General features: G+C 69.5%; 17 protein-coding genes. 15 read left to right on the forward strand and 2 right to left on the reverse strand.

The genetic code is table 11. The features are described 5' to 3' along the window. The first annotated feature begins 30 nt into the window (after window positions 1-30). The 15 genes from JQS43_RS06610 (at window position 31) to JQS43_RS06680 (ending at window position 16,543) form a co-directional block, all read left to right on the forward strand. Window positions 31-861 (forward strand): tryptophan 2,3-dioxygenase, encoded by an 831-nt coding sequence (locus JQS43_RS06610; protein ID WP_239678182.1) that lies wholly within the window; start codon window positions 31-33, stop codon window positions 859-861. 14 nt (window positions 862-875) lie between these two features. Further along, window positions 876-2,132: a kynureninase gene (kynU, locus tag JQS43_RS06615; protein ID WP_239678183.1), complete on the forward strand. Its 1,257-nt coding sequence runs from the start codon at window positions 876-878 to the stop codon at window positions 2,130-2,132. Further along, window positions 2,129-3,457 carry an FAD-dependent oxidoreductase gene (locus tag JQS43_RS06620; RefSeq protein WP_239678184.1) on the forward strand — a complete coding sequence of 443 codons (1,329 nt, stop codon included), beginning with the start codon at window positions 2,129-2,131 and terminating at the stop codon, window positions 3,455-3,457. The genes kynU and JQS43_RS06620 overlap by 4 nt, the downstream gene beginning before the upstream one ends. Next, the gene (locus JQS43_RS06625) at window positions 3,454-4,959 is read left to right on the forward strand and encodes a 2-hydroxymuconic semialdehyde dehydrogenase (protein WP_239678185.1); all 1,506 of its coding nucleotides are present in this window, start codon (window positions 3,454-3,456) and stop codon (window positions 4,957-4,959) included. The genes JQS43_RS06620 and JQS43_RS06625 overlap by 4 nt, the downstream gene beginning before the upstream one ends. Further along, a complete protein-coding gene (locus JQS43_RS06630; protein WP_239678186.1) occupies window positions 4,956-5,828 on the forward strand; it encodes a 2-keto-4-pentenoate hydratase in 873 nt (290 codons plus the stop codon). Before JQS43_RS06625 ends, JQS43_RS06630 begins: the two co-directional genes overlap by 4 nt. Next, window positions 5,825-6,727 carry an acetaldehyde dehydrogenase (acetylating) gene (locus tag JQS43_RS06635; protein WP_239678187.1) on the forward strand — a complete coding sequence of 301 codons (903 nt, stop codon included), beginning with the start codon at window positions 5,825-5,827 and terminating at the stop codon, window positions 6,725-6,727. Before JQS43_RS06630 ends, JQS43_RS06635 begins: the two co-directional genes overlap by 4 nt. Then, window positions 6,724-7,746 (forward strand): 4-hydroxy-2-oxovalerate aldolase, encoded by a 1,023-nt coding sequence (gene dmpG / locus JQS43_RS06640; RefSeq protein ID WP_239678188.1) that lies wholly within the window; start codon window positions 6,724-6,726, stop codon window positions 7,744-7,746. Before JQS43_RS06635 ends, dmpG begins: the two co-directional genes overlap by 4 nt. Continuing rightward, the gene (locus JQS43_RS06645) at window positions 7,743-8,480 is read left to right on the forward strand and encodes a 2-keto-4-pentenoate hydratase (protein WP_239678189.1); all 738 of its coding nucleotides are present in this window, start codon (window positions 7,743-7,745) and stop codon (window positions 8,478-8,480) included. The genes dmpG and JQS43_RS06645 overlap by 4 nt, the downstream gene beginning before the upstream one ends. Continuing rightward, complete coding sequence (locus JQS43_RS06650; RefSeq protein WP_239678190.1) at window positions 8,477-8,902, forward strand: RidA family protein; 426 nt, start codon at window positions 8,477-8,479, stop codon at window positions 8,900-8,902. The genes JQS43_RS06645 and JQS43_RS06650 overlap by 4 nt, the downstream gene beginning before the upstream one ends. 4 nt (window positions 8,903-8,906) lie before the next feature. Next, a complete protein-coding gene (locus tag JQS43_RS06655; RefSeq protein ID WP_239678191.1) occupies window positions 8,907-9,431 on the forward strand; it encodes a 3-hydroxyanthranilate 3,4-dioxygenase in 525 nt (174 codons plus the stop codon). Further along, window positions 9,431-10,459 (forward strand): amidohydrolase family protein, encoded by a 1,029-nt coding sequence (locus JQS43_RS06660; RefSeq protein ID WP_239678192.1) that lies wholly within the window; start codon window positions 9,431-9,433, stop codon window positions 10,457-10,459. Before JQS43_RS06655 ends, JQS43_RS06660 begins: the two co-directional genes overlap by 1 nt. 84 nt (window positions 10,460-10,543) lie before the next feature. Beyond that, entirely contained in the window at window positions 10,544-12,004 is a 1,461-nt protein-coding gene (locus JQS43_RS06665) for an amidase (RefSeq protein ID WP_239678193.1), read from the forward strand. 35 nt (window positions 12,005-12,039) lie between these two features. After that, the gene (locus JQS43_RS06670; RefSeq protein ID WP_239678194.1) at window positions 12,040-12,345 is read left to right on the forward strand and encodes a hypothetical protein; all 306 of its coding nucleotides are present in this window, start codon (window positions 12,040-12,042) and stop codon (window positions 12,343-12,345) included. A gap of 124 nt (window positions 12,346-12,469) precedes the next feature. After that, a complete protein-coding gene (locus JQS43_RS06675) occupies window positions 12,470-12,904 on the forward strand; it encodes a DUF5130 family protein (RefSeq protein ID WP_420847681.1) in 435 nt (144 codons plus the stop codon). 480 nt (window positions 12,905-13,384) lie between these two features. Continuing rightward, window positions 13,385-16,543 (forward strand): S8 family peptidase, encoded by a 3,159-nt coding sequence (locus JQS43_RS06680; protein WP_239678195.1) that lies wholly within the window; start codon window positions 13,385-13,387, stop codon window positions 16,541-16,543. A 69-nt stretch (window positions 16,544-16,612) separates the two neighbouring features. Here the strand turns inward: JQS43_RS06680 and JQS43_RS06685 are convergent, their stop codons facing one another. Continuing rightward, complete coding sequence (locus JQS43_RS06685; protein ID WP_239678196.1) at window positions 16,613-17,197, reverse strand: Uma2 family endonuclease; 585 nt, start codon at window positions 17,195-17,197, stop codon at window positions 16,613-16,615. Between the two features lie 40 nt (window positions 17,198-17,237). After that, window positions 17,238-19,766, reverse strand: a complete 2,529-nt coding sequence (pepN, locus tag JQS43_RS06690) for an aminopeptidase N (protein ID WP_239679338.1) — start codon at window positions 19,764-19,766, stop codon at window positions 17,238-17,240. Window positions 19,767-19,782 lie beyond the last annotated feature (16 nt).

Raw genomic sequence — 19,782 nt, forward strand, 5'->3', positions numbered from 1 at the left:
TTCCCGGTCGCCGACGAGATCATGAAGGGCATGGCGAGCGGTGTACGCAACGGGGGGCCCAAGGTCGAGTTCGACCAGCAGGTGCCGTATGACCAGTACGTCAGGGCCACCACGCTGCACTCGTTGCAGCGGCCGGTCACCTCCGATCCGGGCGAGATGTCGTTCCTGATGATCAGCCAGGTGATGGAGCTCTACTTCGGGCTGATCCGCTTCGAGCTCCAGCAGATCCAGGATCGGCTACGCGCCGACGACGTCTGGGGGGCGCTGGCCCCGATCCGTCGCGCCAGCCTCCACCTGGACGGGCTGAACGCCGCCTGGCGCGGGCTGGGCTGGATGACCCCGGTCGACTTCCAACGGTTCCGGGAGCAGCTGGGCGAGGCCTCCGGCTTCCAGTCCGCGATGTACCGGCACCTGGAGATGCTGCTGGGGCTCAAGTCGGCGACCCTGATCCGGCCGTTCAAGCGACAACGCGATGTCTACCAGGCGCTGACCGATGGGCTGGCCGCGCCGAGCCTGTGGGACGACGTGGTGGCGCTGCTCGGCCGGCGCGGCTACGCCATCCCCCAGGAGTTGGTCGACCGCGACTTCGCCGCCGAGTATGAACCGTCCGCCGAGGTCGAAGCGGCCTGGGTGAAGATCTACCACGACGACCGGCCCGACAACGAACTCCGGCTGCTCGGCGAGGCGCTCACCGACCTGGTCGAGAAGTACGGGCACTGGCGCGACCAGCACGTCACCGCGGTACGCCGGACCATGGGAGCCAAGGCCGGCAGCGGCGGCTCTTCCGGTCTAGCCTGGCTGCAGAACCGCGCGGCGCAGCCGGTCTTCCCGGAGCTGTGGTCCGCGCGTACCGAGATGTGACCGGCGGAGGCGCGATGGACCAGCCCGAGAGCGAATCCCAGCAACGGGACGAGGCCGACCCGGGCCACCGCCCCTGGTTCCACATCCCGCCGGCCGAGGGCGGCGACTATCCGGAGGCCGCCTACCTGGCGGGTAACTCACTCGGCCTGCCGCCTCGCGCCACCCGCGCCGAACTACTGGCCGATGTGGACGCGTGGGCGCAGCTCGGGGTGGAGGGGCACCTGGTGGGTGAACGGCCCTGGCTTCCCTACCACGAGCAGCTCACCGAGCCGGCCGCGCGGCTGGTCGGCGCGCTGCCCGCCGAGACCGTGGTGATGAATTCGCTGACGGTCAACCTGCACCTGCTGATGGTCTCCTTCTACCGGCCGGCCGGGCAGCGTAACCGGATCCTGATCGAGGACACCGCCTTCCCCTCGGACAGCTACGCGGTGCGTAGCCAGGTCCGTTACCACGGGCTCGATCCGGAGCAGACGGTCCGCCGGCTCACCCCCCGCGCCGGCGAAGCCCACCTGCGCACTGAAGACATTGTGGAGCTGTTGCGCCGCGAAGGGGAGACGGTCGCGCTGGTGCTGCTCGGCGGCGTCAACTACCTGACCGGCGAACTGCTCGACCTGCCGGCGATCACCACGGCCGGGCGGGAGGCGGGCGCGGTGGTCGGATGGGACCTCGCCCACGCCGCCGGCAATGTGCCGCTGCGGCTACACGACTGGGGCGTCGACTTCGCCGCCTGGTGCTCGTACAAATACCTCAACGCCGGCCCCGGCGCGCTGGGCGGCGTCTTTATCCACCAACGCCACCTCGGCCGCGACGACCTGCCCCGGTTCGAAGGGTGGTGGAGCACCGACCCGGCGACCCGGTTCGAGATGGCCCCGGTGTCGCGCCCACCCGCCGCGGCCGACGCCTGGCAGATCTCCAACCCGCCGATCTTCGCGATGGGCCCGGTCCGCACCTCCCTGGAGATCTTCGACAAGGTGGGGATGGCGGCGCTACGATCCCGCAGCATCCGGCTCACCGGCTACCTCGCCGACCTACTCGACGAGATCGGCGCCCCGATGGTCACCCCACGCGATCCGCAGCGGCGCGGCGCACAACTCTCGGTACGGGTCGCCGACTCGGGCGGCCTCACCAAGCGGCTGCGCACCGAGCACGGGGTGGTCGCCGACGCCCGCCCGCCCGACCTGGTCCGGCTGGCGCCGGTGCCGCTCTACTCGACATACCACGACTGCTGGCGCGCCGCCCGGGCGCTAGCCGACCTAGGGGTGGGAGCATGAAACGCGACGAGGACGTGGCGGTCGTCGGTGCCGGGCTCGCCGGCTGCCTGCTCGCGTGCTACCTGGCGCGGCGTGGCCGCCGGGTCACCATGTACGAGCGACGCGCCGACCCCCGGACCGGCGCCGCCGAACGCGGGCGCTCGATCAACCTGGCGCTCTCGGAGCGAGGGCTGGACGCGTTGCGCCGGATCGGCCTCGCCGAGGTGGCGCTGGCCGACGCGTTGCCGATGCGGGGCCGGATGATCCACCCCGTCCAGGGGGAGCTCGATTTCCAGCCGTACAGCTCCGACCAGGATCGCGCCATCAACTCGATCAGCCGGGGATCGCTGAACCAGGCGCTGTTGGACGCGGCGCTCGCCGCCGGCGTGGAAGTCCACTTCGAGCACACGCTGGTCGGCCTCGCCCCGGCCACCGGTGACCTCCGGTTCGAAACACCTGCCGGTGACCGCAAGGCCACCGCCGCCGTCGTCTTCGGTACCGACGGCGCCGGCTCCGCAGTCCGCGGGCAACTGCTCGGCCACGGCCTGCTCACCGAGGAACTCGACTTCCTGGACTACGGCTACAAGGAGCTGACGATCCCGGCGCGCGACGGCCAGTTCGCGCTCGACCCCGGCGCCCTGCACATCTGGCCCCGCGGCACCTCGATGATGATCGCGCTGCCGAACCCGGACCGCTCCTTCACCTGCACCCTGTTCTGGCCGACCGGCGGGGTCAGCAGCTTCGCCTCGCTCGCCAGCCCGGCCGCGATCGAGCAACACTTCGCCACCCACTACCCGGACGTGCCGGCGCTCGCCCCCGATCTGGTCGACGACTACCGGCGTAACCCGGTCGGCCTGCTCGGGACGGTGCGGTGCGCCCCCTGGCAGGCACACGGACGGGTCTGCCTGCTCGGCGACGCCGCCCACGCCATCGTGCCCTTCTACGGCCAGGGTGCGAACTGTGCCTTCGAGGACGTGGTGTGGCTGGACCACTGTCTGGAGGAGACCGGCGACGACTGGTCCCACGCCCTGCCGCTGTTCGAGCAGCGCCGTCGGGAGCACACCGAAGCCATCGCCGAGATGGCTTTGGACAACTTCGTCGAGATGCGCGACCGGGTCGCCTCCCCGGCGTACCAGCTGCGCAAGCAGGTCGAGCACGGACTGGAGCGGCTGCTGCCGGGCCGGTATGTGTCCCGCTACGAGCTGGTCTCGTTCAGCAGCACCCCGTACGCGGAGGTGCGGCAGCGGGTACGTCGACAGCAGCGGGCGGTGCTCGCCGCGGGCGCCGTCGCCGGGGCCGGGCTGCTGCTCGCCGGGCTCGCCGCGGTTCGGCGGTGGCGGCGATGACCGAGTGGCCGATTGAACTCCGTCGTGGGTTTCCCGCTGGTGGTCCGGTGGGTCTGCGGCATTTGGTGGGTGGCCGGTGGCGTGATGACGGGTCCGGGTTTGCTAAGCGCAGCCCGGTGACGGGTCGGGTGGTCGCCGAGGTGCCGGAGGCGTCGGAGTCGGTGGTGGATGAGGCGGTGGCGGCTGCGCGGGGGGCGTTGCGGGGGCCGTGGGGGCGGTTGTCCGCGCAGCAGCGGGCGACGCTGCTGCGCCGGGTCGCCGACGAGTTGGAGCGGCGGTTCGAGGATTTGGTGACGGCTGAGGTGGCCGATACCGGCAAACCGGTCGGGCAGGCGCAGCGGTTGGACATCCCCCGTGGGGCGGCGAACTTCCGGGCGTTTGCCGACCTGATCAGTACCGCTGGCACGGAGTCGTTTGAGACGGTTACCGCCGACGGGGCGCGGGCGCTCAACTACGCCGTACGCAAGCCGGTGGGGGTGGTGGCGGTGGTGGTGCCGTGGAATCTGCCGCTGTTGTTGTTGACGTGGAAGGTGGCGCCGGCGTTGGCGTGTGGTAATGCGGTGGTGGTGAAGCCGTCGGAGGAGACGCCGTCGTCGGCGACGGTGTTGGCGGAGGCGTTGGCGGCGGCGGGGGTGCCGGATGGGGTGTTCAATCTGGTGCATGGTCACGGTGCGGGGGCGGCGGGGGAGTGGTTGACGTCGCATCCGGGGGTGGATGCGGTGACGTTTACGGGGGAGTCGGCGACTGGTAGTGCGATTATGCGGTCGGCGGCGTCAACGGTGAAGCCGGTGTCGTTCGAGTTGGGGGGTAAGAACGCCGGGGTGGTGTTCGCCGATGCGGATCTGGACGCGGCGGTGGCCGGGTCGGTGCGGTCGAGTTTCACCAATGGTGGTCAGGTGTGTCTGTGTACGGAGCGGTTGTTGGTGCAGCGGCCGGTGTTTGACGAGTTCGTGTCGCGGTTTGTGGCTGCTTCGCAGCAGTTGGGGTGGGGTTGGCCGGATGCTGGGGAGGCGGTGACGATGCCGTTGATTTCGGCGGGTCATCGGGAGAAGGTGTTGGGTTGTTACGACCTGGCGGGTGTTGAGGGTGCGACGGTGCATACCGGTGGTGGGGTGCCGGTCTTTGGTGATCAGCGTGATGAGGGTTGTTATGTGCAGCCGACGGTCTGGACCGGGCTGCCGGCGCAGGCGCGCACCAACCGGGAGGAGATCTTCGGCCCGGCGGTACACGTGGCGCCGTTCGACGAGGAGGACGAGGCGTGGGCGTTGGCGAACGACAGTGACTACGGGCTGGCGGCGGCGGTGTGGACCCGGGACGTCGGGCGGGCGCACCGGGCCGGGCAGCGACTTGACGCTGGGCTGGTCTGGGTGAACACCTGGTTCCTGCGGGATCTGCGGACCCCGTTCGGCGGCGTGAAGGCCTCGGGGGTGGGTCGGGAAGGTGGCCGGCATTCGCTTGATTTCTATTCCGAGTTGACCAACGTCTGCGTGGAGTTCTCATGACCCCCCATCGAGTTGATCATGGACCTAGGTACGGGGTGGGGGCGGTTTCCGGTCCCCAACCCCATGGTCAACCGGAGTGGGTGGTCGCGGCGGTGGGGGAGTTGACGGCGGCGTATCAGACCGGTGTTGGCTGCCCACCGTTGCGGGGGCGGTTGCTGCCGGCCGGTGAGATGGCGGCGGCGTATGCGGTGCAGCAGGCGCAGCTGGTGCAGTGGACGGCGGCGGGCCGGCGGCCGGTCGGCGCGAAGATCGGTTTGACCAGTCGGGTGGTTCAGGCGCAGCTGGGTGTGGATCAGCCTGATTTTGGGGTGTTGCTGGCTGACATGGCGGTCCCGGATGGTGAGCAGCTGGGTTGGCAGGGTCTGTTGGCGCCGCGGGTGGAGGCCGAGGTGGCGTTCGTGCTCGGCGCGGATCTGACCGTTCCGGATCCGACGGTGGCCGAGGTGATCGGGGCGGTGGATTACCTGCTGCCGGCGATCGAGATTGTGGATTCCCGGGTGGCGGGGTGGGATATTTCGATCGTGGATACGGTGGCCGACAACGCGTCCAGCGGCCGGTTTGTGCTCGGCACTGCGCCTCGACCGGTTTCTGCTGTGGATCTGCGTGGCTGCGGGATGGTGTTGGAGCGCAACGGTCGGCCGGTGTCGACCGGTGCCGGGGCGGCGTGCCTGGGCAATCCGCTGCACGCGGTGGCGTGGTTGGCGGGGGTGCGGGCTGCTGCTGGGGCGCCGCTGCGGGCGGGTGACCTGGTGCTGTCGGGGGCGTTGGGGCCGATGGTGCCGGTGTCCGGCGGTGAGGCGTTTGAGGCGCGGATTTCTGGGTTGGGGTCGGTGCGGGTTTGCTTCGAACTACGGGAGGGGGCGGTATGAGCAGCGGGGTTGCGGTGTTGGGGTCGGGCAATATCGGCACCGATTTGATGGTGAAGGTGTTGCGGCGTTCGCAGTCGTTGGAGATGGTGGCGATGGCGGGGATCGACCCGGACTCGGACGGGTTGGCTCGGGCGCGCCGGCTGGGTGTGGCCACCACCGCCGATGGTGTCGCTGGGTTGTTGGCGATGCCGGAGTTTGCGCGGGTGCGGGTGGTTTTCGACGCTACCTCGGCGGGGGCGCATCGTCGCCATGATGAGGCGTTGCGGGGCACCGGCCGGACGTTGATCGATCTGACGCCGGCGGCGTTGGGTCCGTATGTGGTGCCGCCGGTGAATTTGGATGAGCAGTTGGGGGCGGGCAACCTGAACATGGTTTCTTGTGGTGGTCAGGCGACGGTGCCGATCGTGGCGGCGGTCGGGCGGGTGACTGCGGTGGCGTATGGGGAGATCGTGGCCGCGATCGCGTCCCGGTCGGCCGGGCCGGGCACTCGGGCCAACATCGACGAGTTCACCGAGACCACCGGGCGGGCGATCGAGGTGGTGGGTGGTGCGCGGCGGGGTAAGGCGGTGATTGTGTTGAACCCGGCCGAGCCGCCGATGTTGATGCGGGACACTGTCTACTGTCTCTGCGACGATCGGGAGGCTGACCAGGCGGCGATCACCGCTGCGGTCACCGGCATGGTTGCCCGGGTGCAGCAGTATGTTCCGGGGTATCGGTTGGCGCAGCCGGTGCAGTTTGAGCAGCGGTCGGGGCGGTTGTTGGTGTCGGTGTTTCTGGAGGTGGCCGGTGCCGGGGATTATCTGCCGGCGTATGCCGGGAATTTGGACATTATGACGTCGGCGGCGTTGCGGACGGCGGAGCGGGTGGCGGCCGGTGTGACGGTGGGGGTGGTGTCGTGACTTCGGTGTATGTGCAGGATGTGACGTTGCGGGATGGGATGCACGCGATCGGTCATCGGTACACGGTGGAGCAGGTGCGGACTATTGCGGCGGCGTTGGACGCGGCGGGGGTGGCGGCGATCGAGGTGGCGCATGGTGACGGGTTGGCCGGCTCGAGTGTGAACTATGGGTTTGGGGCCGCTACCGATCTGGAGTGGTTGGCGGCGGCGGCGGAGGTGATGACCCGGGCCAAGCTGACCACGTTGTTGTTGCCGGGGATCGGCACGATCGCCGATTTGAAGGCGGCTCGGGAGGTGGGGGTGGCCAGTGTCCGGGTCGCGACCCACTGCACCGAGGCGGATATCGCCGCCCAGCATATTGAGTGGGCCCGTAATGCGGGGATGGATGTGGCTGGGTTTTTGATGATGGCGCATATGGCCTCGCCGGCCGAGTTGGCTTCGCAGGCGAAGCTGATGGAGCAGGCGGGGGCGCATTGTGTGTATGTGACTGATTCGGGTGGTCGGTTGACGATGCGGGATGTGGCGGACCGGGTCGATGCCTATCGGCAGGTGTTGGATCCGGCCACCGGGGTGGGGATCCACGCCCATCACAATCTGTCGTTGGGGGTGGCGAACAGTGTGGTGGCGGTGGAGCATGGTGCTACCCGGGTGGATGCCTCGCTGGCTGGGATGGGAGCCGGCGCGGGTAACGCCCCGTTGGAGGTGTTCGCCGCGGTGGCTGATCTGCACGGGTGGCAGCATGGTTGTGACGTGTTCGCGTTGATGGACGCCGCTGATGATGTGGTGCGGCCGTTGCAGGACCGGCCGGTGCGGGTGGATCGGGAGACCCTCTCACTCGGTTACGCCGGGGTGTATTCAAGTTTTCTGCGTCACGCCGAACGGGCCGCTGACCGTTTCGGGTTGGATGTTCGGGCGATTTTGATGGAGTTGGGCCGGCGGGGCATGGTCGGTGGTCAGGAGGACATGATCGTGGATGTGGCGTTGGATTTGGCTCGACAGTGGCAGGAGCCGGTGGCATGAGCGTGGATTTCGCGGCGTTGGCTGCCCGGGTCGACCAGGCGGCGGTGGCGGGGGAGGCGGTTGAGCAGTTGACCGCCGGCACCGAGTTGACCGTTGCGGATGCGTATCGGGTGCAGGAGGCGTTGGTGGCGCGGCGGCTGGGCCGCGGGGAGCGGTTGGTGGGGGTGAAGTTGGGGTTGACCAGTGCGGCGAAGATGGCCCAGATGGGGGTTGATGAGGTCATCTGGGGGCGGCTGACCGACGCGATGAGCATCGCCGACGGTGATGCGGTGTCGACCGGGGGGTTGATCCATCCGCGGGTGGAGCCGGAGGTGGCGTTCCGGCTGGGTGCTGGTGGTGAGCCGGTGGCGGTGGCTGCGGCGTTGGAGGTGATCGATTCGCGGTACGCCGATTTTCGGTTCACGTTGCCGGATGTGGTCGCCGACAACACGTCCGCGGCCGGGTTTGTGTTGGGGCCGTGGCGGCCGATACCTGCTGGGCTTGCCAATTTTGGGGTGTTGTTGGAGGTGGATGGGCAGGTGGTGGAGACCGGGTCGACCGCGGCGATTCTGGGTGACCCGTGGCGGGCGCTGCAGCGTGGTCTGAAGCTGGCCGGTGGTGCGGGGTTGGTGCCGCAGCCGGGTTGGGTGCTGTTGGCCGGGGCGGCGACTGCGGCGGTGCCGCTGCCGGGGGCTGGTCATGTGCGGGCGGTGGTGGAGCAGTTGGGTGGGGCCAGTTTGGAGGTGCGGCCGTGAGCGACGCGAAGGTGGTTGCTGGTAAGGCGGTGCCGCGGGGTCGGTTTCCGCATGTGAAGTCCGCTGGCGGGTTCATTTTCGTGTCGGGGACCTCGGCCCGTCGGCCGGACAACAGCATCGCTGGTGCCGATGCGGACGAGTTTGGTACGACCAGTCTGGATATTCGGGTGCAGACGCGGGCGGTGATCGAGAACCTGCGGGAGTTGCTGGCCGCCGCCGGTGCTGAGCTCAGCGATCTGGTGCAGGTCACGGTCTATCTGGTCAACATGAATGATTTTGGCGGGTTCAACGAGGTGTGGGCTGGGTACTTCGACGAGACTGGCCCGACTCGGACCACTGTCGCGGTGCATCAGCTGCCCCACCCGCAGCTACTGCTTGAAGCCCAAGCCACCGCGGTAGACCCGAAGCCCAGAGAGGAGTAACGCGATGAGTGAACCGGCTTCCCCCATCAACTTCCCGGAGTGGATCGAGGAGCACAAGCACCTGCTGAAGCCGCCGGTCGGCAACAAGCAGGTCTTCCCAACCGGCGACGACTTTCTGGTGATGGTGGTGGGAGGTCCGAACCAGCGGACCGACTACCACGTCGACCCGTACGAAGAGTTTTTCTATCAGATCAAGGGAAACATGCACGTCAAGACCATGGTGGATGGTGAGCCCAAGGACGTCCACATCGGCGAGGGTCAGATGTGGGTGTTGCCGGGCAACGTGCCGCACTCCCCGCAGCGGCCCGAGGCCGGCTCGATCGGGCTGGTGATCGAAAAGGTACGGCAGGAGGGTGAGCTGGAGAAGTTCCAGTGGTACTGCTTCGAGTGCAACCATCTCGTCCACGAGGTAGAGCTCCAGGTACGTGACATCGTGGCCGATCTGCCGCCGGTCTTCAACGCCTTCTACGCCGACGAGCAGGCGCGTACCTGTGACAGCTGCGGAGCGACGCACCCGGGCAAGGGCTGATGACCGCCGCCACCCCGGTGGTCGATGTCCACGCTCACCTCGTCCCCAAGGGTTGGCCGGAGTTGGCGTCGGTCTGCGGCGGCGACGGCTGGCCATGGCTGCGGATCGACTCGGAGCGCGCCGCGATGCTCATGGTCGGCGAGCAGGAGTTTCGACCCGTCCGCCGATCGGCGTGGGATCCGGCGACCCGACTTGGTGACATGGACACCGACCGGGTGGACCGGCAGGTGGTCTCGCCCACGCCGTTGTTCTTCTCGTACGACCGGGCGGCTGACCAGGCGGCCAAGGTCTGCCGGATCTTCAACGATCTGACCCTGGAGTTCACCGCCTCGGATCCGGCCCGGCTGCTGCCGTTCTGCCAAGTGCCGTTGCAGGATCCGGTACGCGCGGTGGCGGAGCTGGATCGCTGCCTGGCCGCCGGCCACCTGGGGGTGGAGATCGGCAACCACGTCGGCGACCGGGACCTCGACGATCCGGGGATCGTGGAGTTTCTGCAGCACTGTGCGTCGGTCGGGGCGCCGGTGCTGGTGCATCCGTGGGACATGCCGGCCGGGCCCCGGCTGGACCGATGGATGGCGCGGTGGCTGGTGAGCATGCCGGCTGAGACGCACTTGTCGATCCTGGCGATGGTGCTGGGGGGCGCCTTCGATCGGTTGCCGCCGAGTCTGCGAATCTGCTTCGCCCACGGCGGGGGTAGTTTTCCGTTCTGGCTCGGCCGGGCCGACAACGCCTGGCATCGCCGGGGCGACGCGGTTCGCGGGGCGTCGCAGCACCCCCCTAGCTACTACGTGGCCCGCTTCTTCGTGGACACGGTGGTGTTCGAGCCGGAGCCGCTGCGGTTGCTGGTCGCGGCGATGGGGGAGGACCAGGTGGTGCTGGGTAGCGACTACCCGTACCCGTTGGGGGAACGTCCGGCGGGTGGGGTGGTTCGGGAGGCGGCGGTGCTCACCGACGCCCAGCGGGGCAAGCTGCTGTCCGCGAATCCGTTGCGGTTTCTCGATGGCGCCCGCACCGCAGACCTGCGCTGATCATGGAGTTTGGGGCTTGGAAACGCCCAGACCATGTACCTAGGTCCATGATCGGCCCGGTTGCCGCGCGGTTACGGTGGGGGGATGGGGGAACTGCACGATCTGACCGTGCTGGCGCAGGCCGCGGCGATCCGGCGGCGGGAACTGCGGGCACGGGAGCTGGTGGAGCATTACCTGCGCCGGATCGAGGCACACGACCCGGCGCTGGGGGCCTTCTTCACCCTCACCCCGGAGGCGGCGCTCGCGGCCGCCGATGAGGTGGATGCGCTCGCGGCTAGCGACGCCGAACAGTTGCCGCCGTTGGCCGGGGTGCCGATCGCGATCAAAGACCTCGTGCTGACTCGTGGCGTGCGCACGACCTTCGGGTCGCTCGCGTTCGCCGACCATGTGCCGCGCCGCGACGCCGACGTGGTGGTGGCGTTGCGCGGTGCCGGCACCATCAGTCTCGGCAAGACCGCGGCGAGCGAGTTCGGCATCTCCCTCTACTGCGAGACCGAGGTCGGCCCGCCGACCCGAAACCCGTGGGATCCCACGCAGACCGCGGGCGGATCGAGCGGCGGTGCCGGCGCGGCGGTGGCGGCCGGGCTGGTGCCAGCGGCCCACGGCAACGACGGCGGGGGCTCGGTCCGGATCCCGGCGGCGCTCTGTGGCCTGGTCGGCTACAAGCCCAGCCGGGGGGTGGTGGCGGGCGGGCCGGTGGGCTTCGGCGGCTTCGGCCTGCCGACCGACGGCCCGCTCACCCGGACGGTGGCGGACGCGGCGGCGCTGCTCGACGCGATGGCGGTGCCGGTGCCGGGCGAGCCGTTACCGCGGCCACCGGGGCCGCCCGGCGGCTATCTGGCGGCGGCGTTGCGCCCGGAGCCGGGGCGACGGCGGATCGGGGTCTGGGCGGAGCCGGTGCTCGCCGACGCCGAGTTGGCGCCGGCGTGCCGCGCCGTGCTGGCGCACGCGGTCGACCAGCTGACCGAGTTGGGGCACGAGGTGGTGCCGGTGGCGCCGCCGGTCGGGGCGGGCGTACGGGAACGGTTCGGGGAGGTGTGGCGGGCGTTGGCGCTGGCGAACCCGGTGCCGGCCGACCGGGAGGAGCTGCTGCTTCCGATCACCCGGTGGTTGCGGGAACAGGCGCGCAGCGTGAGCGTGGCCGACCTGTTCGGGGCGTTGTCGGCGCTGCAGGGGGCGGTCCGGGAGGGCGCGGCGCGGTTGGCGGCGCAGGGCGTGGAGTTGCTGCTGTCGCCGCCGCTCGCGTCGCCGCAGGCGCCGGTGGGCCATTTCCGGGCGGCGAACAGCCCGGCCGAGGATTTCGCCGCCCAGTCCCGGTTCTCCCCGTACTGTGCGGTTTACAACCTGACCGGCGCGCCCGCGGTGTCGCTGCCGCTGGGGCAGACCGAGGCGGGCGCCCCGGTCGGCGTGATGCTGGCGGCCCTGCCGGGGGAAGACGGTCTGCTGTTGCAGGTCGCGGCCCAGCTGGAACAGCAGGCGTCATGGCTTGACCGGCACCCGGCGCAGTGGTGGGGCGAGGGTTCCGCTACCGTGAACGGCGGCTAGTCGATCAGATGCGGTGCGAGACAGCGGGAGCTGAGGTGTCGGGTACAGAGCAGTTCTTCTTCCTCGTCGTCGTGCCGGCCGCCATCGTGGCGGTCGTATGGGCGCTGGCTGCGATCGGCGGCCCCAAGGCCCAGCAGCGTTACCGGCCCGGTCGGCCGTACTCATTCGCCCCGGTTTGGTATGTAGCGAATCACCGGCGTGGCGCTAGTGCCGGCGGGGCGGCCGACCAGGCCGCGTTGGCGGGTCGCTCGGCGAGCCGGGAGCTTGCCGCCGCCGATAGCGGGTCGGGCGAAGCACGGCCCCGGCAGCAGGCGACGGGAGGCGCGAGTGACCGCTGGTGAGATCGCCCGGGGCACGGACTCCTCTGGGCAGGCGACGACCGACGGGCGGGCGATGACCGACGAGCAGAGCGGGCAGGTGCGGCCCGCCGACGAGCAGCAGCAAAAGACGCCGATCGGCGCCGGGGTGGACCAGGCGGCCGTCGGGGAGCAGGCTGACCGGCCGGGCCGGGCCAGCGAGCAGCGCTGGCCGGATCGGCAGGCGTTGGAAGGTCCCTTCAGTACCCGGCAGTTGCTGCGGCTCGACGAGGCGTTGCGGACCGCCGACGACAGCACCGGACTGACCTTCAGCGTGTATGTCGGGGAGTTGACCGAGTCGCCGCGGGAGCACGCCGAAGAGCTGCATCGCCGGCTTTCGGAGCCGGCCGAGTCGGTGTTGGTGGCGGTCTCTCCGAATGAGCGAGTGTTGGAGATTGTGACCGGAGCGCGGGCGCGTCACCGGCTGCCGGACCGCGACTGCAAGCTGGCGGCGATGTCGATGGCCGCGGCGTTCGGCGGTGGCGACTTGGCCGGCGGGATCGTCGCCGGCCTGGCACAGCTGGCCCAGCGCGCGCGGACCTGATCCGCGCGCACCAGCCAACCCGGTTAGCCGGTCGCACCGGCCAACCATCGACCAGAGCTTCGGGCAGGGCCGATCCGCCTCGCGGATCGGCCCTGCTTTATGTTCAGCGGGTGGCCGGTCGTGGTCATCGACGCGAGAATCCCGGACCCGAAATCCTGAAGCCGAGAATCCCGAAGAACTGCGCTATGCCCGACTATCCGGGTTGTGCGTTCTTCGTCCGGTGTTCATCCGGCCCTTCTGGTGAGGTCGGACAAAACTGTTCTATCACGACTGTCTACGCTGCATGACGCAGCGTGGTGGGCGTTGACTCGGTGCGATGAGCCGAGTTACGGTGCCGGGGCCGGCACTGTGGCGGGACGCGCTTCACCCCCGATTCGGTCTGACGCTTCGTCGGCAATAGCAAGCCATGCCACTGCGCCCAGGGAGGACGCAACTGTGAAATGGAAAATCCCCCGGCCCCATTCGGTCAGAAGCCGAACCGTGCTTCGGGCCACTACGGCGACGGTAACCACCGGCGCCGTGCTCGCACTGGTGGCGGCGCCGTCCGCTGCCCAGGAGTCAGCAACCCTGGCGGACTCACTGGCGATTCCGGACGGACCGGTCAGCGCTACCGCGACTGAGATCGAGCCCTCGCTGCTCTCGGCCACCGGCACCGTGACGGTCTCGCTGGAACTCTCCGATCCGTCGGTCGCCGAGGCGGTCGGTGACCGGGCCAAGCAGGAAGGCGCCGCCCTCGACCGCGACCAGCAACGCAGCCACGGGGAGGCGCTGAAGGAGAAGCAGCGGGAGCTAGTGGAGCGGATCTCCGACACCGGCGCCACCGAGGTGATCAGCACCCAGCTGGCCGGCAACCTGGTGGTGGTCGAGGTGGACGCCGCCGAGGTGACGACGCTGGCGGCAGACCCCGATGTGGTCAAGGTGCTGCCGGTCATCGATCACGAGCTGCACCTGTCCGAGACCGTGCCGCACATCGGCGCCGGGGAGCTGCACGACCTGCCGGACGGCGTCACCGGCGAGGGGGTGCGGGTGGCGGTGCTGGACACCGGCATCGACTACACCCACGCCGCCTTCGGTGGGGAAGGCACGCAGGAGGCGTACGAGGCGGCGTACGGGACCGCCACAGACGACCCGACCAACACTGAGCGCAATGGCCTGTTCCCGACCGACAAGGTGGTCGAGGGGTACGACTTCGTGGGCGAGTTCTGGCCCAACGGGGAGCTCAACCCGAACCCGGACCCGATCGACTGCGGACCGTCGGGTACCCCGCCGCCCTGCACCGGCGGCCACGGCACCAGCGTCGCCGGGATCATCGCCGGCGAGGGCGGGGTCGCCCCGGACGCGCTGCTCTACGGCTACAAGGTCTGCAGCTCGGTCGCGTCGAGCTGCAACGGGGTGGCGATCCTGGAGGCGTTCGAGGCGTCGCTCGACCCGTACGGCACCGGTGACATCGAGGACGCGGTCGACATCATCAACCTGTCGCTCGGCGCCCTCTACGGTCAGATCGAGAACCCGTCGTCCGGGGCCGCGGCGAACGCCGCCCGGATGGGCGTGACCGTGGTCGCCTCGGCCGGTAACAGCGCCGACAAGCCGTACATCACCGGGTCGCCAGCCTCCACTCCGGAGGTTATCTCGGTGGCCTGGACCGAGGTGCCCAGCGCGGTCCACTTGGAGCTGGCGGTGCTGGAGCCGGCGGAGATCGAGGGCATCTACCAGAACACCAACACCGTGCCGTGGGCGCCGATCGTCGACGGCTTCGACGGTGAGCTGATCTACGGCGACAGCGAAGCGGAGCAGCTCGGCTGCTTCGTCGACGCCGACGGTAACCCGTCCGACAGCGTCACCGACCACAGCCCGTACGAGCCGGGCTTCTTCGACGGCGCGGTGGCCCTGGTGGATCGGGGCGTGTGCGCGGTGAGCTACAAGACCCATCTGGCCGCCGAGGCCGGCGCAGTCGGGGTGGTCGTGGCGAACAACGTCGGCGGCGCCGCCCCGTCGTTCTCGTTCGGTCCGGTGGACGACTTCAACGAGCAGGAGACCCTGGTCGTCGGCCTGGAGGTCGGTGACACCCTGCGCAGCGGGCTGGCCACCGGTGAGCCGGTGCAGGTGGCGGTGGACCCGACCGAGGGCACGCCGCTGGTGAACACCATCAACCCGAGTTCGTCGCGGGGGCCGAGCGTCTCCGAGGTTGCGATCAAGCCGGACATCGGCGCCCCCGGTGCTTCGGTGACCGCCGACTCGGGCAGCGGCACCGGTGCTTCGCCGTTCGGCGGCACCTCCGGGGCGGCGCCGATGGTGGCCGGCTCGGCCGCGCTGCTGCTGGAGGCCTACCCGGAACGTAGCCCGCTGGAGGTCAAGGCGGTGCTGATGAACACCGCGGAGACCGAGATCTTCATCCAGCCGGCGCTGCGCCCAGGTGAGCTGGCCGAGATCACCCGGATCGGGGGTGGCGAGGTGCGGGTCAACCGGGCCTTCGCCAGCCAGACCGCGGCGTGGAGCGGTGAGGACCAGTCGGCAGGGCTGTCGTTCGGTTACCACACCGTCAACCACATGACCGTGCTCCGCAAGACCGTGACGGTCCACAACTACAGCGACCAGCTGCGGATCTATCAGGTGGCGCCGACGTTCCGGCACGCCGACGACGAGGCGAGCGGCGCGGTCAGGTTCACCGTGCCCCGTACCGTCGCGGTGCCGGCGGGCCGGAGCGCGGACGTACCGGTGATCCTGCGGATCGACCCGCGCCACCTGCCCGAGTGGGTGCTCGACGGCGGCCTCGGTGGTGACAACGGGGCGCTGTTGAAGGAGAACGAGTTCGACGGCTACCTGACCATCACCGGTGGTGGGGACGAGATCACCATGCCGTGGCACGTGTTGCCGCACAAGGCATCGGATGTCCGGGCACCCGCCCAGGTGACGATGCGGCAGGGCAGCGCCTCGGCGAACCTGGTCAACAGCGCCACCAGCGGTCAGGCCGGGGTGGGTGAGGCGTTCGCGCTCACCGGCACCAGCGATCCGCTGGCCGAGGACGAACTGCCCGGTGAGGGTGACGGGTTCGCGGTGGTGGACCTGGCCGCGGTCGGGGTCCGGGGCGACGCCGAGGTGTTGCAGTTCGGTGTCACCACGCACGGGCAGCGGGCGCACCCGAACGCGCCAGCGGAGTTCCAGATCGATATTGACGCCAATCAGGACGGAGAGGCCGACTTCCTGATCTTCAACTGGGATCTGGGTTACCCGACGCTGAGTGACGGTCGCAACGTGGTCTGGGTGGAAGATCTATCCTCCGGGGCGTTGTCGGCGTTCTTCTTCACCGACGCGAACCTGAACTCGGCGAACGCCATCCTGACCGTGCCGTTGGCGGCGGTGGGGTTGGCCGAGGGGGACCAGTTCGATTTCAGTGTCCGCGGAGTCGACACCTACTTCTCCGGGGAGGTCACCGACGCGATCGAGGACATGACCTTTACGGTCGGTCAGCCTCGGTACGCCTCGGACGACACGGTCGAGGTGCCGACTCCCGGGGTGCAGCGGTTCACCATCTCCGAGGTCGACGGTGGGGCCGAGGCATCGCCGTCGCAGACCGGCGTGCTGTTGTTGTGGCGCGACGGGCTGATCGGCAAGGAGGCTAGCGTCATCACGGTGCGGTAACCAGACCGTTCCAGGTGCCCGGTAGCGGTACGACATCCCGTGTGTCTACCGCTACCGGGCTTGCCAGCTTTAGTCGAGCCAGCTCGCGGGGGCGAGTTGGAGTTGAAAGGGCAGTTCGACGACGGCGGTCTCCCCCGGGTTGATCGACCGGTGTTGGCGATAGTGCCCGCCCGACGCCTGGGTGTAGAGGTGGGTCACCGGACCGGCCTGGGTCGGTTCGATGCGCCAGTACGACTCGATCCCCGCCTCGGCGTAGAGCGCTGGTTTGGTGAACCGGTCCAGCCGCCGGCTGCCGGCGGCTTCGACCTCGACGACCAACGCCACGTCCGACGGGTCGGCCCAGACCGAGGTCAGCGGTGCCCCGGGGCGGAGCACCGTGACGTCCGGGACGACCGCGCTGTCTCCGATCCCGAGCCCCGCCTCCCGCACCGGATACCAGCCGGCCGGCGCGGCCGCCGCCAGCCGCATCGCGACCTGGTCGGCGATGACGTGATGGCTGATCTCCACTGGTGGTGCCACCCGCAGACCCCCCTCGATGATCTCGCAGCGGTGGCCGTCGTGCGGCAGGTCGGCCAGGTCGTCGACGGTGAACCGACCGCCGGGTGCGGGCCACGGGTACAGCGGCTGCCGGGACAGCGTGGTGTGCTGCGGCATCCCTCCAGCGTACGCACTCCGGGCGGGGCTCGGAGCCGGATCAACCAGCGGCGACGTCGGCGGCGCGGGCGGTCAGCGACCGGCGTACCGAGTCCCGGCCCTCGGCGACCATTCGGCGCGCCGGGGCGGGGTGCGCCGGGTCGGCCAGCCACGTCTCGCTCGCGGCGAGCGTCTGCTCGGCCACGTGGTACAGCGGGTAGGCCAGGGTGAGGAACTCGCGGCCCTGCTCACCGTCGCGGCGGGCGTAGATGTCCGCGGCGACCTCGTGGAACGCGGTTACGTAGGGTTCGGTGAGCGGGAGCTGCCGGGGGTGCCAGAAGCCGTGCAGGCTGGCCCGTTGCCACCAGTTGGCCGGCGCCTTTTCACTGGTCAACTCCTGCCACACCCGCCGCTTGGCCTCGGCGGTGGGCACCAGCGCCCGGGCCGTCGCTGCTTCGCGTTCGCCGGCGGCGGTGGCGTCGGCGGCGAGCGCGGCGTCGATCTCGGGATCGCCCGCGGCGCCCGCGGCGACCAGGCACTGCAGCAGGGACCAGCGCAATTCGGTGTCGACCGCCAACCCGTCCGGTACGTCGGCGCCGTGTAGCCAGCCCGCGACCGTGGCCAGGTCGGCTTCGGTGTGGGCGGCGGCGGCGAAGGCCCGGGCCCAGGCGAGCTGGTGTCCGCTGCCGGGGGCGGCGGTGTACGCCTGGGTTCGGGCGGTCGCCGCCAACTCGGCCCAGCCGGCGTCGGCCCATTGCGGGTCGGCGTAGTAGCCCAGCGCGCCGCGGGCCTGCGAGAGGGTGGTGGTGACCAGGTTGATGTCGGGTTCGGTGGGCAGCGCCCGCAACGCCAGCGAGAGCCAGGATCGGGCCGGCAGTTCGCCGTCGCGCAGCATGTCCCACGCCGCCGCCCAGCACAGCGCTCGGGGCAGCGGCGACGCCAACCCGGCGAGGTGGTCGACCACGGTGGTCAGCGAACGCTCAGCCAACCTGATCTTGGTGTAGGAGAGGTCGTCGTCGTTGAGTAGCACCAGGTCGGCCGCGCTCACCCCGGTCAGCGCCGGCACCTCCGTGCGCTCCCCGGCGACATCGAGCTCCAACCGTTCCCGGCGTACCAGTTTGCCGTCGTCGAGATCGTAGAGCCCGACCGCGATCCGGTGGGTACGCAGGGTGGGGTGCTCGGCGGGCGCCTGCTGGACGATCGTGACCTGCTGGTAGGTCCCGTCCGGTGCTACTGCCAGTTCCGGGCGCAGGGTGTTGACCTGGCAGGTCGTCAACCAGTCGGTGGCGAACCCGCGCAGCGCTCGGCCGGAGGCGGCCGACAGCGACGCCAGCAGGTCGTCGAAGCTGGCGTTGCCCCAGGCGTGGGCGGTGAAGTAGTCCCGTAGCCCGGCCACGAACGCTTCTTCGCCGACGTACGCGACGAGTTGCTTGAGGACGCTAGCGCCCTTCGCGTAGGTGATGCCGTCGAAATTTACCTCTACCGCGGCGATGTCGGGCATGTCGCAGTAGACCGGGTGGGTGGAGGAGAGCTGGTCCTGCCGGTACCCCCACACCTTGCGCTTGGAGAGGAAGGTGGTCCAGGCGTCGGTGTATCGGGTGGCGGCGGCGTTGCACCAGTGCGCCGCCCACTCGGCGAAGGACTCGTTCAGCCAGAGATCATCCCACCAGCGCATGGTGACCAGGTTCCCGAACCACATGTGCGCCAGCTCATGCAGGATCGTGTTGGAGCGCTGCTCCAACTCGGCGTCGGTCACCTGGGAACGGAACAGGAACAGCGCCTCGGCGTGCACCACGCAGCCGAAGTTCTCCATCGCGCCGTGGTTGAAGTCTGGCATCCACAGCTGGTCGTACTTGGGCAGTGGATACCGGATGCCGAACATCCGGTGGAAGAAGTCGAAGCCCTGGATGGTGGTCTCGTGCAGGTCGTCCACGTCCAGATAAGGCGCCATCGAGGCCCGGCAGAAGTAGCCCAGGTCGATGCCGTCGTGGCTACGGCGCACCTCGTGCAGTGGCCCGGCGCACAGCGCGGTGATGTAGGTGCTCATCCGGGCCGACCGCTCGAAGTGGACGATTTGTCGGTCTGATCCGGTCTCGACCTCGCGGATCGGCGAGTTCGAGACCACCCGCCACGCCGACGGCGCCACCACGTGCCAGGTGTAGACGCTCTTCAGGTCGGGCTGGTCGAAGCAGGCGAAGACCCGCTGCGCGTCCGCGATCTCGAACTGACTGTGCAGGTAGACGCTGCCGTCGACCGGGTCGACGCTGCGGGTGAGGCCCTGCCCACTCTGCGAGTAACCAAAGTCGGCGTCGATCCGGAGCAGGTTATCGGCGGCGAGCCCAGGCAGCCGCAGCCCGGCCTCGGCCGACCACTGGCTGAGGTCCAGCGGGTCACCGTTGAGTGTGGCCGAGTGGAGCTGTTCGGCGGCGACCTCGATGAGCACGCTCGCGCCCGGCTCGTGGCAGCGGAAATTGACCTCGGTCACCGAGCGGAAGCTGGCTTCGGTGGTGAGATCTACCGTGATGTCGTAGGAGGTCACATCGAGCAGGCGGGCTCGTTCGATCGCCTCGGTCTGGGTCAGGTTCCGCACTCCGGCCACGGTTCTG

This window comes from Natronosporangium hydrolyticum, from assembly GCF_016925615.1.
Classification (GTDB): domain Bacteria; phylum Actinomycetota; class Actinomycetes; order Mycobacteriales; family Micromonosporaceae; genus Natronosporangium; species Natronosporangium hydrolyticum.